Annotated in this window: 16 protein-coding genes and 1 other RNA gene; 13 read left to right on the top strand and 4 right to left on the bottom strand. The window is 68.6% G+C overall.

Features of this window, described 5'->3' with window-relative positions:
- Nucleotides 1-37: 37 nt before the first annotated feature.
- The 13 genes from VNF92_09645 to VNF92_09585 all read left to right on the top strand — a co-directional run bounded on the left by VNF92_09645 (nucleotide 38) and on the right by VNF92_09585 (nucleotide 10,601).
- The gene (locus VNF92_09645; GenBank protein HVA58140.1) at nucleotides 38-1,450 is read left to right on the top strand and encodes a class II fructose-bisphosphate aldolase; all 1,413 of its coding nucleotides are present in this window, start codon (nucleotides 38-40) and stop codon (nucleotides 1,448-1,450) included.
- A gap of 35 nt (nucleotides 1,451-1,485) precedes the next feature.
- Nucleotides 1,486-1,911, top strand: a complete 426-nt coding sequence (locus tag VNF92_09640) for a YtxH domain-containing protein (GenBank protein HVA58139.1) — start codon at nucleotides 1,486-1,488, stop codon at nucleotides 1,909-1,911.
- A gap of 38 nt (nucleotides 1,912-1,949) precedes the next feature.
- Entirely contained in the window at nucleotides 1,950-2,858 is a 909-nt protein-coding gene (locus VNF92_09635; protein HVA58138.1) for a YihY/virulence factor BrkB family protein, read from the top strand.
- A gap of 16 nt (nucleotides 2,859-2,874) precedes the next feature.
- Nucleotides 2,875-3,903: a GntG family PLP-dependent aldolase gene (locus tag VNF92_09630; protein ID HVA58137.1), complete on the top strand. Its 1,029-nt coding sequence runs from the start codon at nucleotides 2,875-2,877 to the stop codon at nucleotides 3,901-3,903.
- Nucleotides 3,904-3,967: 64 nt separating this feature from the next.
- Nucleotides 3,968-4,064, top strand: an RNA gene (gene ffs / locus VNF92_09625) — signal recognition particle sRNA small type.
- Nucleotides 4,065-4,226: 162 nt separating this feature from the next.
- Nucleotides 4,227-6,074, top strand: a complete 1,848-nt coding sequence (dnaX, locus tag VNF92_09620; protein ID HVA58136.1) for a DNA polymerase III subunit gamma/tau — start codon at nucleotides 4,227-4,229, stop codon at nucleotides 6,072-6,074.
- A 78-nt stretch (nucleotides 6,075-6,152) separates the two neighbouring features.
- The gene (locus tag VNF92_09615; GenBank protein HVA58135.1) at nucleotides 6,153-6,458 is read left to right on the top strand and encodes a YbaB/EbfC family nucleoid-associated protein; all 306 of its coding nucleotides are present in this window, start codon (nucleotides 6,153-6,155) and stop codon (nucleotides 6,456-6,458) included.
- A 1-nt stretch (nucleotide 6,459) separates the two neighbouring features.
- Nucleotides 6,460-7,056, top strand: coding sequence for a recombination mediator RecR (gene recR / locus VNF92_09610; GenBank protein ID HVA58134.1), 597 nt, complete (start codon nucleotides 6,460-6,462; stop codon nucleotides 7,054-7,056).
- Nucleotides 7,056-7,328 carry a hypothetical protein gene (locus VNF92_09605; GenBank protein ID HVA58133.1) on the top strand — a complete coding sequence of 91 codons (273 nt, stop codon included), beginning with the start codon at nucleotides 7,056-7,058 and terminating at the stop codon, nucleotides 7,326-7,328. The genes recR and VNF92_09605 overlap by 1 nt, the downstream gene beginning before the upstream one ends.
- A gap of 14 nt (nucleotides 7,329-7,342) precedes the next feature.
- Nucleotides 7,343-7,831 carry a roadblock/LC7 domain-containing protein gene (locus VNF92_09600; GenBank protein HVA58132.1) on the top strand — a complete coding sequence of 163 codons (489 nt, stop codon included), beginning with the start codon at nucleotides 7,343-7,345 and terminating at the stop codon, nucleotides 7,829-7,831.
- Between the two features lie 15 nt (nucleotides 7,832-7,846).
- Nucleotides 7,847-8,524: a GTPase domain-containing protein gene (locus tag VNF92_09595; GenBank protein HVA58131.1), complete on the top strand. Its 678-nt coding sequence runs from the start codon at nucleotides 7,847-7,849 to the stop codon at nucleotides 8,522-8,524.
- A gap of 16 nt (nucleotides 8,525-8,540) precedes the next feature.
- Nucleotides 8,541-9,260 (top strand): CDP-alcohol phosphatidyltransferase family protein, encoded by a 720-nt coding sequence (locus VNF92_09590; protein ID HVA58130.1) that lies wholly within the window; start codon nucleotides 8,541-8,543, stop codon nucleotides 9,258-9,260.
- 90 nt (nucleotides 9,261-9,350) lie between these two features.
- Nucleotides 9,351-10,601: a competence/damage-inducible protein A gene (locus VNF92_09585; protein HVA58129.1), complete on the top strand. Its 1,251-nt coding sequence runs from the start codon at nucleotides 9,351-9,353 to the stop codon at nucleotides 10,599-10,601.
- A 16-nt stretch (nucleotides 10,602-10,617) separates the two neighbouring features.
- Here VNF92_09585 and VNF92_09580 read toward each other — a convergent pair whose 3' ends face one another.
- From VNF92_09580 to VNF92_09565, 4 genes are all read right to left on the bottom strand, one after another.
- The gene (locus VNF92_09580; GenBank protein HVA58128.1) at nucleotides 10,618-12,162 is read right to left on the bottom strand and encodes a DHA2 family efflux MFS transporter permease subunit; all 1,545 of its coding nucleotides are present in this window, start codon (nucleotides 12,160-12,162) and stop codon (nucleotides 10,618-10,620) included.
- 2 nt (nucleotides 12,163-12,164) lie between these two features.
- Nucleotides 12,165-12,623, bottom strand: a complete 459-nt coding sequence (locus tag VNF92_09575; GenBank protein HVA58127.1) for a MarR family transcriptional regulator — start codon at nucleotides 12,621-12,623, stop codon at nucleotides 12,165-12,167.
- 154 nt (nucleotides 12,624-12,777) lie between these two features.
- The gene (locus tag VNF92_09570) at nucleotides 12,778-13,848 is read right to left on the bottom strand and encodes an FTR1 family protein (protein ID HVA58126.1); all 1,071 of its coding nucleotides are present in this window, start codon (nucleotides 13,846-13,848) and stop codon (nucleotides 12,778-12,780) included.
- Nucleotides 13,849-13,917: 69 nt separating this feature from the next.
- Nucleotides 13,918-14,220 carry a hypothetical protein gene (locus VNF92_09565; GenBank protein ID HVA58125.1) on the bottom strand — a complete coding sequence of 101 codons (303 nt, stop codon included), beginning with the start codon at nucleotides 14,218-14,220 and terminating at the stop codon, nucleotides 13,918-13,920.
- Between the last annotated feature and the right edge of the window lie 234 nt (nucleotides 14,221-14,454).

Below are 14,454 nucleotides of genomic sequence, written 5' to 3'. Positions count from 1 at the left end.
CGCGTCCGTGCTCGTCCGGTCCGGTCACGAGGAAGCCATGCCCCAGATTGTCGACACGCTGAACGGCCTGTTCGGCGCCGCGGTATCGGTGACGAACGACCGCGTGAAGGTGAATGACGCCAAGCCGCTGGCCGGCGCGGTGATGGACGCGCTCGTGCGGGCGGCCGTGTTCGGCGGCGAGTTGGAACGGAACCACGCCCGCTGGCTGCTCTGGGAACTGGGACAGGCGGTGGGCGTGCGCCCCTCGTCCATCCACGAGCTGTACATGGCGCGCGGACGCGGCGAGGTGCACGGGTTCACGGTACCGGCCATCAACGTGCGCGGCATGGCGTACGATACGGCGCGCTCGATCTTCCGCACCGCCAATCGCCTCAAGGCCGGGGCGTTCATTCTGGAGATCGCGCGGTCGGAGATCGCCTACACCGACCAGCGCCCCGCGGAGTACGTGGCGGTGGTGATCGCCGCGGCGCTGCGCGAAGGGTTCCGCGGCCCGCTGTTCATCCAGGGCGACCACTTCCAGGTGAATGCCAAGAAGTTCGCGACCGACGCGGTGGCGGAGGTGGGGGGCGTGAAGCAGCTGGCCGACGAGGCCATCGGTGCCGGCTTCTACAACATCGACATCGATACCTCCACGCTGGTGGACATCGCCAAGCCGACGCTGGACGAGCAGCAACGGCTCAACTACGAGGTCGGGGTCGACATCCTCAAGGTCGTCCGCGCCGCCGAGCCGGTGGACGTGACGATCTCCGTGGGTGGCGAGATCGGCGAGGTCGGCACGGAGAACAGCACGGTGGGCGAACTGCGCGCCTACATGGATGGCTTCAACCGCACGTGCCCCAAGGGGATGGTGGGGGTGTCCAAGATCAGCGTGCAGTCGGGCACGTCGCACGGCGGGATCGTCCTGGCGGACGGTACGATTGCCGACGTGAAACTGGATCTCGACACCCTCGAACGGCTCTCCAAGGCGGCGCGCGACGAGTACGGGCTGTCGGGGGCGGTTCAGCACGGCGCGTCGACCCTGCCCGACAGCGCCTTCCACAATTTTCCCAAGCGCGAGACGGCGGAGATCCACCTGGCGACGAACTTCCAGAACATGCTCTACGATCACCTGCCGGCGGCGTTGCGCGACGAGATCTACGCCTGGCTCGACGTCAACGCCAAGGGCGAGCGCAAGGCTACGGATTCCGACGAACAGTTCTATTATAAAACTCGCAAGAAGGCGCTGGGGCCGTTCAAGCGCCGGTTCTGGGATCTGCCGGCCGACGTCAAGGCCGATCTGGCCAGGACCTACGACGCCAAGTTCACGTTCCTGTTCGAGCAGCTCGCCATCGGCAATACCGCGGCGATGGTTGCCACGTACGTGGCGGCGCCGGTCATCCACCGGCCGCTGCCCGACGAGGAGACCGCGGGCGTGGCGGCCGCGCCGGACGACCCCGACGCCGGCGAGTGACGCGGCGGCGGTTTCATCTTTGAAAGGAGGCTCCAATGACGGACTACACGCGCAACGACGACCGGGCGGTCGTGATCGAGAGATCCGGGCCCGGGGTCATGCCGTTCCTGCTCGGGCTCGCGGTGGGCGCCGGTGTGGCGCTGCTGTTCGCGCCGCAGTCGGGCGAGGACACGCGCCGTGACATCGTGCGTCGCGGGCGCCGCGCCAAGATGCGGGCGCGGGAGCTGGCCGAGGATCTCCGCGACAAGGCCGGCGACGTCTACGAGGACGCGCGCGACCGCGTGGAAGACGGACTGGACTCGGCGCGGGACGCGGTCGACCGGGGCAAGCGCAAGGTCGGCCACGCCGTGGGCAGCGGCCGCGCGGCCGCGCATCAGGCTCGTGAGGATCTCGAGCGGCGGCTCGCCGCGGCCAAGTCGGCCTACCAGGCGGGCGCGGCGTCCGACGACGGCGAAGCCTAGCTGTCGCCCGTCCCATCCCGCCCACCGTTGCCCGAAGCATGACCCGGCGGCCACGCTTCTCGGAGCTGCGGTGGGCGGTGCGCGACTATCTCGTGCGCATGTGGGACAATTCGTTCGAGGACAACGTGTTGTTCCTTGCCAGCGGCGTCTCGTTCGACGTCCTGCTGGCGTCGGTGCCGTTCGTGATCACGCTCGTGTCGGGCCTGACCTTCGTGCTCGATCTGTCGCCGGCCATGTCGAACGCCGAGATCACCGACATCGTCGACCGCATGCTGCCCCCGCACGGCGACGCGGTGGGCACCACCGTGCACCGCGTGATCAACGACACGCTCCAGGCCCATCATTCTCTGGGTATCTGGAGCGCCCTCATCTTCCTCTTCCTGTCCACGCGGCTGTTCGGTTCGCTGCGCACGGTGGTCGCCGAGGTGTTCGATGTCGACGCCACCCGGGGCATCATCGCCGGCAAGATCTTCGACGTCAAAATGACCCTCCTGGCCACCGCGCTGTTCGTGGCCAACACCGTCATCTCGGCGTATCTCGCGATCGCGCGATCGCGCGGGGTGGAGATCCTCATGGACCTCGGCCTGCGCAAGGATGTCATGGGCTCGCTCGAGTACGCGCTCGGGCGCGGTGTGGCGTTCCTGTTCCTCGCCAGCATGTTCTTCGCCATCTACCGCTACCTGCCGGCCCGTCGCGTGCGCTGGCAGACGGCCCTCGTCGCCTCGCTGTTCACGAGTGTGCTGTTCGAGGCGGCCAAGCAGCTGTTCTCGGTCTTCATCCACCACGTCAATACGGCGTCGGTGTACTCCGGCGCGCTCGCCGCCATCGTCATCGTCGTCGTCTGGGTATACTACTCGGCGATCGTGTTCATCCTCGGTGGCGAGGTGGGGCAGGTGTACGAGTTGCGGCGCATGCGGCGATTGCAGCGCGAGGTCTTCCACGAATGAATCCAGGCCGTCCCTCATGACTCCCATCGATCTGCGCAGCGACACCGTCACGAAACCGTCGCTCGAGATGCGGCGGGCCATGGCAGACGCCGAGGTGGGCGACGACGAGCGCGATGGCGATCCCACCACGCTCCGGCTCGAGCGGCGCGTGGCCGAACTGCTCGGCAAGGAACGCGCGCTGTTCTTTCCCAGCGGCGTCATGGCCAACCAGGCATCCGTGAATCTGCACACCACGCCCGGCACGGAAGTCATCCTCGACCACGACGCCCACATCGCCCACTGGGAGATGGCCGGCGTGGCCGCGCTCAGCGGTGCGCAGATCCGCCCCGTGACGCCCACGGGCATCGTCGCCACGGCCGACGACATGCGACGCTACGTGCGCCCGAGGGCGCGCCATATGACCAGCCCCAGTCTGGTGTGCGTGGAGAACACGCACAACGGCGCCGGCGGAAAGATCGTGCCGCTCGCCGAGATGCGGGCCATCCGGGCCTTCGCCACGGAACTCGAGCTCCCCGTACACCTCGACGGCGCGCGCCTCTGGAATGCGTCCGTTGCGTCGGGCGTGCCGCTCGAGGATTTCGCCGCCGCCGCCGATACGGTCATGGTGGCGTTCTCCAAGGGACTCGGCGCTCCGATCGGCGCCGCCGTGGCCACCTCCGCTCCCGCCGCCGAAGAGCTGTGGGGCATTCGCAAACGGTTCGGCGGCGCCATGCGGCAGTCGGGGGTCATTGCGGCCGCGGCGCTGTTCGGCCTCGAACACAACCTGTCCCGCCTGGCCGACGATCACGCTCACGCGCGGGAATTCGGCCGCATCGTGGACGGGGCCGGCAATGCCCGGGTCGTCGTTCCGGACACCAACATCGTCATGGTCGATCTGCCCGACGGACGCGCGGCCGCCCCGGTGGTCAAGGCCTGCGCGGCCGAAGGCGTTCTCGTCTCGGCCTGGTCGGCCACGCGCATCCGCGCCGTCACGCATCTGGACGTCTCCGCCGAACAGGTGAAAGCGGCCGCCCAGGTGCTGGCGCGGGCTCTCGCCAGGGCCTGAGGCCAGGACGGCGTCGGGAAAGGCGGCTTGAGGGCGCCCCCGCCTCAGGCTAACTTTCATTCGTTCCAGGCCCCGGAGGGCGTGAGCCTTCTAACTCCGTCAGGGCCCCGAAGGCAGCAGCGGCATGAGGTGTCTTGCGTCGCTTCGTCAGGCCTGGGACACTGCGCGGGCGGTGCACCTCCCACACGGGAGGTCCCGCCCGCGCCTTGCTTTCGACCGCCGTGCGCGCGTCACTTTCGATGAAGCTGATCGGCTGTAGATTGCGACCTGCACACTGAAGCCAGACCGCAGTGGCCAGCTCCCGCCGCCCTCGAGTGCCCCCCGTGTCCATCGCCCTCGCCCGCAAATACCGCCCCAAGACCTTCGCCGACGTCGCGGTGCAATCGCACGTCGCGAATACGCTCAAGGGGGCGATCGCGCGCGGCCGCGTGGCTCACGGGTATCTGCTCTGCGGTCCTCGCGGGGTGGGCAAGACCACGCTTGCCCGCGTACTCGCCATGGCGCTCAACTGCGAGCGGCTGAACGCGGCCCGGGCGGCGCTCGCCGCAGGGGGAGGCGCGGAGGCGGGAGGCGGGAGCGCTTCGAACGAGGCGCTCACCCTCGAAGCGGGCGAGCCGTGCGGCGTGTGCAACGCGTGCATGCGCATCTGGAGCGGCGGGGCTTCCCTGGACGTCGTCGAGATCGACGCGGCCAGCAACCGCGGCGTGGACGACGCCCGCGAGCTTCGCGAGCGCGCCATGTACGCCCCCTCGGGCGAGCACGGCTACAAAGTGTACATCGTGGACGAGGCGCACATGCTCACACGCGAGGCGTGGAACGCGCTGCTCAAGATCCTCGAGGAGCCGCCTCCGCGCGTCGTGTTCGTCTTTGCCACCACGGAGCCGCAGAAGATCGCCCAGGCCGCCGCCCCGGTGCTCAGCCGGCTCCAACGCTTCGATTTCAAACGGATGGGCGCGGGCGACATCCGCGAGCGACTGGAGGTGATTCTCAAAGCGGAGCAGGTGACCGCCGAGCCTGAGGCGCTGCGCATGATTGCGCGCGCCGCCGACGGCTCCATGCGCGACGCGCTCAGCCTCACCGACCAGGTCCTCTCCATGGAAGAGGGCCCCCTCACCGCCGCACGCGTGCGCGAGGCGCTGGGACTCGTGCCCGAGGACGAGTTCATCGCGCTGCTCGATATCATCGCCGAACGGCGGGCTGGCGACGTGTTCCCGTTCGTAGGGCGTGTCGCCGACGCCGGCGTCGATTTCGGCGTCTTCCTGACCGGGCTCGCCGACATGCTTCGCGCGCAGCTCGCCATCACGCTCGGCGGTACGGCCCCCGAGCTTTCCGAACCGGCGCGCCTCGCGCTCGCTGAACGCGCCAAGCGGCTCCCGGCGGGTGATCTCCTGCGCATGCTGGGCGCCATGGCCGAACTGGAACCGCAGTTCCGCAAGAGCGGCCAGCAGCAGATGCTCGTGGAGATGCTGCTCGTGCGCTTCGCTCTCATGGACCGCACCGTGGAGATCGAAGAGGTGCTGAGAGCCATGGGCGGAGGTGGCGGCACGGCCGTCGCCCCGCGGTCCGCGCCCGCAGCGCAACCTGCCGCGGCGCGAACGGCGCCGCGGCGCGACGCCGCTGCGCCGAACCGGCAGCCCGTGAGTGCGGCGGGCCCGGAGTTGCCACCGCTCCCGGCGGCGCCGGCGGCAGGTCGGCCCCCGACGGCCGACCTCCCGGCCCCGCGTCCGGCGCAGGCGGTGATGCTGGCCGATGCGTCGCCCTCGTCCGCACCGCGACCCGTGCCCCTGGACCTGCGCCTGGTGACGGAGCGTTGGGCCGAGCTGGTGCAGCGGGTGCGTGCCGCCGGCATGAGCGTCCTGGCCAGCGCACTCGAAAACGGCACGCCGTCCGCCGTGTCGGCCAAAGGTGGGGGCGAGGTGGTCATTCAGCAGAAGGAACCCAATCCGTTCCACGCCGAGGTCATCGAGGAGAAACACGCCGAGATCCTGGCCATCCTGCGGGAGTCGTTCACCGGCGTGGCGCGCATTTCGGTGTCCACAACGGGTCAGGGGGACGCGCCAAAGCGTCTGACCGACGCGATGATCCGCAGCCAGCGGCTGGACAAACTCCGCCAGCAGAATCCGATACTCGGCGCCGCCATCGACGTCCTCGATCTGGACGTCGTGGATTGAGGCGGTCGTGCTTGCTTAGGCCCCTCGGCGAGGGGTAGTTTTAACCCTCACTACGTTGCGGATGCGATGCGAGACTTCATGAAGATCCTGCAGCAGGCGCAGGAGATGCAGGGCAAGGTCCAACAGATGCAGGCCGAGCTGGAGCAGATGGTCGTCACCGGGGCCGCCGGCGGCGGCTTGGTGACCGTGGAGGTCAATGGCACCGGGGCGGTCAAGGCCGTGAAGATCGATCCCTCGGTGGTCAATCCGGCCGACGTTGAAATGCTGGAAGATCTGGTCGTGGTTGCAGTTACGGAGGCACAAAAGAAGGCACAGGCTCAGGCGCAGGAGCACATGGGTGCGCTGACCGGCGGACTTCAGCTTCCGTTCAAGCTGCCGTTCTAACGTGTCCGCGATCGACGAGTTGGCTACCGAATTCGCCAAGCTGCCGGGCATCGGTCGCAAGACCGCGCTCCGGCTTACCTACCATTTGCTCAAGCAGCCAACGGAGCAGAGCCGGCGGCTGGCGCAGACGCTGCTGACGTTGGGTGAACGGGTGCAGCCGTGCGAGCGGTGCTTCAACCTCACCGAAGAAGCGCTGTGTGTGATCTGCCGCGATCCGCGCCGGGATCAGGCGGTGGTATGTGTGGTGGAAGAGGCCTCGGACATCGGCGCCATCGAGCGGGCAGGAGAGTTTCGCGGCGTGTACCACGTACTGGGCGGGCGGTTGTCCCCGCTCGAAGGCGTGGGTCCGGACGATCTCAACGTGGCGCAGCTGGTCGAGCGGGCGCGTGCAGGGAAGGTACGGGAGGTGATCGTGGCCACCAATCCGAGCCTCGAGGGCGAGGCGACTGCGCTGCTCGTGCAGCGGGAGCTTGCGACCGCGGGCGCTGCGGAGGTGTCGGTCACGCGCATCGCGTTGGGGTTGCCGGTGGGCGGTGATCTCGAGTATGCAGACGGGGTGACCATTGCCCGGGCGCTGTCGGCGCGGAGGGCGATGTAGTGGCACACCGCGATCGGGCCGCGATGGCCGCGGGGTTCGTGGGCGGGGTCGTGGTGGGCCTCATGGCATGGAGTGCGCAGATGGCGCGTTCCCGGCGGGATCTGTTCAGTGGCAGCGCGGTGCGGCGGATGGCTGCTCTGGGCTACCTTAGGGGACGGCCGGGGCCGAAGACGGCCCGGTTGCTCGCCGAATACGTGGAGTGGGAGCCCAGACCTCGCCTCCGCCGGCGCGGCGAGCGCATGTTGCAGCGGATGCACGCGTACCTCGAATAGACAGGCGAGATCTCATGTCCGTTGGCGCAGCGAGCTGGTCATTCACGGAGGGCGACTCCAATGCCATCACGGTGGCGTTGCAGCGATTCCTCACGGACAGCAGTGCGCGGTGCGCGCTATTGGTGGATCGCACAGGGCAGCTCGTGGCCACGGTCGGCGAGCAGCCGAAGTTCGATCCCACGACGTTCGCCTCGCTGACCGCCGCCGATTTCAGTGCCAACGACCAGTTGGCTCAGCTCATCGGCGAGTCGGATTTCAACTCGCTCTTCCACCAGGGTGAGAAGGAATCGATGTATCTGGCGGACGTCGCGGGGCGCGTCATTCTGGTCGTCCTGTTCGACAACCGCACCACCCTTGGCCTGGTCCGTCTCAAGATGAAGCAGACAGTCGAAGAACTCAGGCGACTCTTCGAAGCGGTGTTCACGCGCGGCACGTCGGGACAACCGGCGGCGCCCAACATTCTCGCCGGCGCCGACGACGAGATCGACAAGCTGTTCCAGTAACGGGAGACCCACAGCATGTCGATGATCAACTACGCGTCGCGCGAGATCAACTGCAAGATCGTCTACTACGGCCCGGGGTTGGGCGGCAAGACGTCGAACCTCGAGCACGTCTACGGCAAGGTGCAGCCCGACACGCGCGGCAAGCTCATCTCGCTCGCCACCGAGACCGAGCGCACCCTGTTCTTCGACTTCCTGCCCGTGGACCTCGGCACGATCCGTGGGTTCAAGACCCGGTTCCACCTGTATACGGTGCCCGGCCAGGTGTATTACAACGCCAGCCGCAAGCTCATCCTCAAAGGCGTGGACGGGATCATCTTCGTGGGCGACTCGCAGCTCGAGCGGATGGAGGCCAACCAGGAGGCCATGCAGAACCTGTACGACAACATGTCCGAGTACGGGTACGACCTCACGAAAATGCCATTCGTTGTTCAGTATAACAAGCGCGACCTGCCGAACGCGGCGCCGGTGGCCGATCTCCAGGCCGCCCTCAATCCGGGGTGGGAAGTGTCCGACGTGGTCCGCCAGCGCGTGACGCCCGATCCGTATCACGCAGGCGAGAACCTCATCGAGCGGCTCCCCACGGGTGAGTGGATGGAACGTGCCCAGTACTTCGAAGCCGTGGCGATCAGCGGCGACGGCGTGTTCGAGACGCTGCGCGCGGTGAGCAAGCTCGTGCTCAAGTCGCTGGCCTGAGCGGCGCGGGCCTCCAGTGAACCTCCCGAACTGGCTGAGCGCGGGGCGCATCGTCGCGGCGCCGTTCATCGCCTGGCTGCCCTTCTCCGGGTCGTCCACGCTCCGCTTCACCGCCTGGGCCCTGTTCGCCCTCGCCGCCATCACCGACTACATCGACGGCTACCTCGCCCGGTCGCGTGCGCAGGAAACCGACCTCGGCCGGCTCCTCGATCCGCTCGCCGACAAGCTCCTCCTCGTGGCCACCCTCGTCCCGATGTTCGTGCTCACCGGGTCGGGGACCTCGGCGTCGCTCGTCTCGCCGCTCCATCTCCCGATGGTGGCCGGATCCGTCGGCGCCGTGATGAAGACCAGCGGTCTCGCCGCCTTCCCGTTCGTGACCCCGTTCGGTCTCGTCGGGCTCCCCTGGTGGATCCCGGTCGTCATACTCGGCCGCGAGGCGTTCATGTCCGTGTTCCGGCAGATCGCCCGCTCGCGCGGCGTCGTCATCTCCGCCATTGGCCCCGCCAAGTGGAAGACGGCCATGCAGCTCGTGTGGGTGGGCTCGGCCTTCTTCTGGTTCTTCATTGCCACGGTGGCCGTGAACCGCCAGTGGAGCGGTGACGGATGGCGCTATTTCGCGAACTTCAATGGCATCGTCGGCGTGTTCATGATGATCGGCGCCACGGTGCTCACCATCTACTCGCTCTGGCTGTACCTGAGCCGCTTCGGGCGGCTCCTCGGCGCCGCGCCGCGCTGATCCGGATCCCCCGGTCCACCTCTCCGTGCTCGATGTCCGCCCGCGTGTAGATTGGTGGCGTGGCACGGAACCCGACACGGATGCCCGGACATGAAGATTGAACTGGTCACGATCGGGGACGAACTGCTCCTCGGCTTCACCATCGATACGAATGCCGCGTACATCGCCCGCCATCTGGCCGACATCGGCGTCGAGATCGAACGCCGCACCACGGTAGGCGACGAAGCCACGCAGATCGCAGCGGCGGTGCGCGACGGCCTCGACCGCGCCGGCGCCGTGATCACCACCGGCGGCCTCGGCCCCACCAGCGACGACCTCACCAAGCCCTCCATCGCCGTGCTGTTCGGACGCGAGATGCGCTTCGACGAGGAACACTTCGCCTGGATGGCCGAGCGGTGGCGCACCCGCTTCGGGCGGGAGATCCCCGCTGCCAACCGCCAGCAGGCGATGATTCCCGAGGGCGCCACCAAGCTTCGCAACAACCACGGCTCCGCCCCCGGCATCTGGCTGGAAGACGACCTCGGCCATTGGGTGGCCATGCTGCCTGGCGTGCCGCGCGAGATGCGGGGCATGCTCGATGACACGCTGCTGCCCATGCTCCGCGCGCGCGTGGGCGGCGACCGCGTGGTCCGATCGCTCACGCTGCGCACCACCGGGTTGGCCGAATCGCTGATCGCCGAGCGCGTGGCGGCGATCCCCGGCGGCGTGCCCGAGGCGTCGCTTGCCTATCTTCCCAACGTCGACGGCGTCGATCTGCGGCTCACGGTGCGCGGCCTGCCGGCGGCCGAGGCCGACCGCCGTCTGGACGCCGCGGCCGGCCGGCTGCGCGCTGCGTTCGACGCCGATCTGTACGGCGACGGCGACACGGACCTCGCGGCCGCCGTGCTGGACTCCTGTCGCGAGCGCGGACTCAGGATAGCCGTGGGAGAGAGCTGCACCGGCGGCATGGTGGGCGAGCGGCTGACGCGTATTCCCGGGGCGAGCGACGTGTTCGTGGGCGGCGCGATCGCCTACGCCAACGAGATCAAGACCTCACTGCTCGGCGTGCCCGCCGCGACGATCCGCGCGCACGGGGCGGTGAGCGAACCGGTCGCCCGTGCGATGGCTACTGGCGCGCGCGAGCGCACCGGCGCCGGGATCGGCCTGGCGGTCACCGGCATCGCGGGTCCCGACGGCGGCACTCCCGAGAAGCCGGTGGGAACGGTGTGGATCGCCGCCGATGTTGCCGGCGACGTGCGTGCCGTGCCGCTCCACTTGTGGGGCGATCGGCAGGAGGTTCGCCAGCGCGCGGCGCAGGCGGCGCTCAATCTCGTGCGCAGGATGCTCGCCGCCGCTGGCTGACCTGCGCATGCGGCGCCTACTCCACGGCGATCTCGATCGGCTCACTGTGGTCCACTTTCCGCGGCAGCAGCAGGATGAGCGGAGCCACCGCCGCGAACGTGATCGCGAGGGCCGCGAAGATGTCGTTGTACGACAGCACCGTCGCCTGCGCGCTCACTCGCAATCCGAGCAACTGCAGCGCGCGGTGCTGCGCCACTCCGAGGCTCGCCCCCAACGCCTGCATCTGGCCCGTCACGTCGCGCAGCCACTGCCGCGCCACGATGCTCGATGAGTGCTCGGCCAGCAGGGCGTAGTACCGCTGCTGTCCGTGCGTGAGCGCGGTCGCGAAGACCGCGATCCCGATGCTGCCCATCACCTGCCGCACCACGTTGTACACCCCCGTGGCCGCCGTCATCCGGGCCTTCGGAATTGCAGAGAGCGCCGCCGTGCTCAGCGCTGCGAACAGAAAGCTGAACCCCGCGCCGGTCCACACCTGCGGCAGCACCAGATCCCAGATCCCGGTCTGCGTCGTGAGGTGCGAGAGCTGCCAGTGGCCCACGACGAGGAACATCAACCCCAGCGCCACCATCCACCGCGCCCCTGTCCGGTTGTACAGGCGGCCCGCGATCGGCATCACCACGAGCATCGCGAGGCTGCGCGGCATGAGCGCGAGCCCCGCGTCCATCGCCGTGAATCCCAGCAGCCCCTCCAGGAACAGCGGAAGGATGAACAGCGTGCCGCTCAGTCCCGCGCCCATCACCCCGCCCAGGAACGTGGCCGCGGCGAACGACACGTTCCGCAGGATGCGCAGATTCACCGCGGGGCGCTCGGTGGTCAGCTCGCGCCAGACGAACAGCACCATCCCGATTGCCGCCACCACCGCCAGCCGCACGATGAAGGCGGACTGGAACCAGTCGTCCTGCTGGCCCTCCTCGAGCATGAGCTGGAACGCGCCCAGCCCCAGGATCATGAATGCCAGCCCCGGCACGTCGAGCGGGTCACGCCTGCGCTCCAGGTACGGCGGATCGCGCAGCACGCGCTGCACCATGAACAGGTTGATGATTCCGATCGGCACGTTGATGAAGAACACCCATGGCCAGGAGTACCGATCGGTGAGCCACCCGCCGAGCGTGGGACCGATGGCCGGCGCCAGCACCACCCCCATCCCGTACACGCCCATCGCCAGTCCCTGTTCGGCGGGCGGGAAGCTCTCGCGCAGCACGGCCTGCGGCACGGTGATCAGCACGCCGCCCGCCATCCCCTGCACGGCGCGATAGAGCACGAGCACGGGCAGGGTGTGCGCCATGCCGCACATCATGGAGGCCCCGGTGAACACGGCGATCGCGACCATGTACAGCCGCTTGCGGCCGTAGCGTGCGCTCAGCATGCCGACGATCGGCATCACCAGCACGTTGGCCAGGATGTACCCGGTCACCACCCACGTGATCTCCTCGACCGTGGCGCCGAGGTTGCCCGCCATGTCGGGGAGCGCGACGTTGACGATGCTCGAGTCGAGCACGGCCATGATGTTGCCGATCATCACCGTGCCGGCGATCACCCATTTGCCGCGGTCCTGATCCACCGCTAGGCGTCCTCGGAGGGCGTGGCGGCGATGAGGGGAAACACGAGGCGCATGGCGCGTTCCACTGCACGGCGGTCGCGCGCCGAGAGGGCGCCGAGTCGCGCCGCGACGATCGCGCGGGCGGTGGCGAAGTACGACTCGAGGTGGGCGCGGCCGGCGCTCGTGAGCGCGAGGCGGAGTCGCCGGCGGTCGCTGGGATCGGGATGTCGCGTGACCAGCTTGCGGCGCACGAGCCCGTCCAACAGGCGCGTGACGGCCGGGCGGCTGAGCATCAGGTACTCGGCCACCTGCGACGGAGCGCAGGCCGGGTCGGCATTCACGAACGCCAGGGCGCGCAACTGGGGCAGGGTGAGCCCGCGGGGCCGGGTGCGGCGCAACTGGGCGCGCACGAGTCGCGACACGGCGAGCCCGGCGTCCACCACGGCCTCGGCGCACCGGTCGGCGCTCGTGCTACGCTTCACGCGTGGCAATTGTTGCATAATGTGAACTATAGGCCGGCGCCCGACGCGCCTCAAGGGGCCCGCCGGCGTGCGATGCGGCTGGCGCGGGATTGGGGCCTCATGGAAGCCCCCATGCCGTACGTTCGCCGCGGTGCACGGCGAGACGGGCTGAAGCCTAGGCCTCCGCCCCCGCCGCCACGCGCGCCCGCGCCACCACGTACGATCCGATCACGAGCAGCGCGGCGAGGAGCTGCGCGCCCAATGTCTGCACCGTGGGAAACACGGAGAACCAGAGTCCCACCCAACCCGGGATGAACGTGCGCAACGGGTGTATCGTGGTCGTGGGAATCCAGCGCGCCAGCTGCATCTCCTGTACCTGTTCGCCCACCATCACGAGCAGCACGCCGCCCAGGAGCACGCCGGTGAGCACCAGCATCTTGCGGTACGGGAGCCGCCGCTGGGCCACGAAGGTCAGCACGGCGACGACGGACGTGAGCGCGAGTCCCACGAGCACTCCGCGCAGCACGATCAGGTCGCCCAGTTGCAGCCGGTAACTCTGCAGGAAAAGCACGACCTCGAACCCCTCGCGGTAGAGCGAGGTGAAGCCGAGCAGCCCGAGCCCCCAGAGGAGCCGGCGGCGGGAGATCGCCGGCGTGGGCTCAGCAGGCGGCCGGTTGGCCACCCCCGCACCGTGCATCAGTTCCTTCTTCCGGCGCGTGTGCACGCTGATCCAGCCCGTCCAGTAGACCTTGTGGAAGAACCAGTTCATGACGAGCAGCAACACCAGAATGGCCACGAGCCCCGTAACGGCCTGCAGGTCGAGCGCGGGAATGTTCTCCGAGAGCCGCGTCATCACGCCGGCCACCGCAAACCAGGTGGCGAGCGTCGCCGCGAATGCGACGCCGGCTCCCGCCGCCACCGGACGGCGATACGGTTGTTCGCCCCCCACCATGCTGGCCGTGATCGCGGCGAGGACGAGGATGCACTCCAACCCCTCGCGGAAGGTGAGCACGCCGATGTCGAACATCGCCACGGCACCGGAGGCGTGGGCTGCTGTGGGATCGGGGTTGCCGGAGGCCGTCACCGCCTGCCAGGCGAGCACGGAGGCCACCGCGAGCACCGCGAGCACGAGCGCAAGGCGGGTGGCGATGCGGCGTGCGCGGCGCGCCCCGGGGGCATTGCCGGCCGTGGGCGACCACGGCCGGATGGGGGTATCAGACGACTCGATTGGCTCGGCTGGCGGCATCGTGAAGCGGCGGATCGGGTGCCTGGACGGGGTCGGAGTTCGAGTAATCCCGATAGCTGTTGTCGGGATTCAAAGATACCCGGCGGTTCCTGGGCGAGTCAACGCCCGCGCCGCCCGGTGCCGACGCTCGACCGTCGCGATCCGGCGGTCTCCAGCGTGTCGCCACGCTTCTTCGGTGTCGCGGGCGTGGCGATGGAGCGCGGCCGCTATTTCACCGCTGGGGACGGGATACGAGTACTCGTCCACCGGGGCCCGCACGTAGAACTCGCGCTTGAGACCGCGATCGAGCCGGGCAGATGACGGCGAAAGCACCTCGACCGCGAGCAACAGGCGCCCCACCTTCGACCACTCCATCCGGATGAGACTTTCCATTCGCGCCGGCCAGCCTTCCCCCGCGCCGCTGCCTGCCGGCGCTGCCTCCCCGCCGTCCTGACAGGCTTTTCGGGCATGCTCATTGCACGGGGGGGGTTGGAGAACGAACTTTATCCTCATGAAGCACAAGCCCGATTTCAACCATCCGCCGTCGGGGCGGAAAGGGATGGAAGACGTGTCCACTGCCAAGGCTGCAGCCGCTGAACAAGCGCCCGACGTGCCCGTCGAAAGCGG

This window comes from Gemmatimonadaceae bacterium (assembly GCA_035533015.1).
Classification (GTDB): domain Bacteria; phylum Gemmatimonadota; class Gemmatimonadetes; order Gemmatimonadales; family Gemmatimonadaceae; genus JAGWRI01.
Note: the sequence above shows the minus strand (reverse complement) of the source record. Positions and strands in the feature narration are given on the sequence as shown.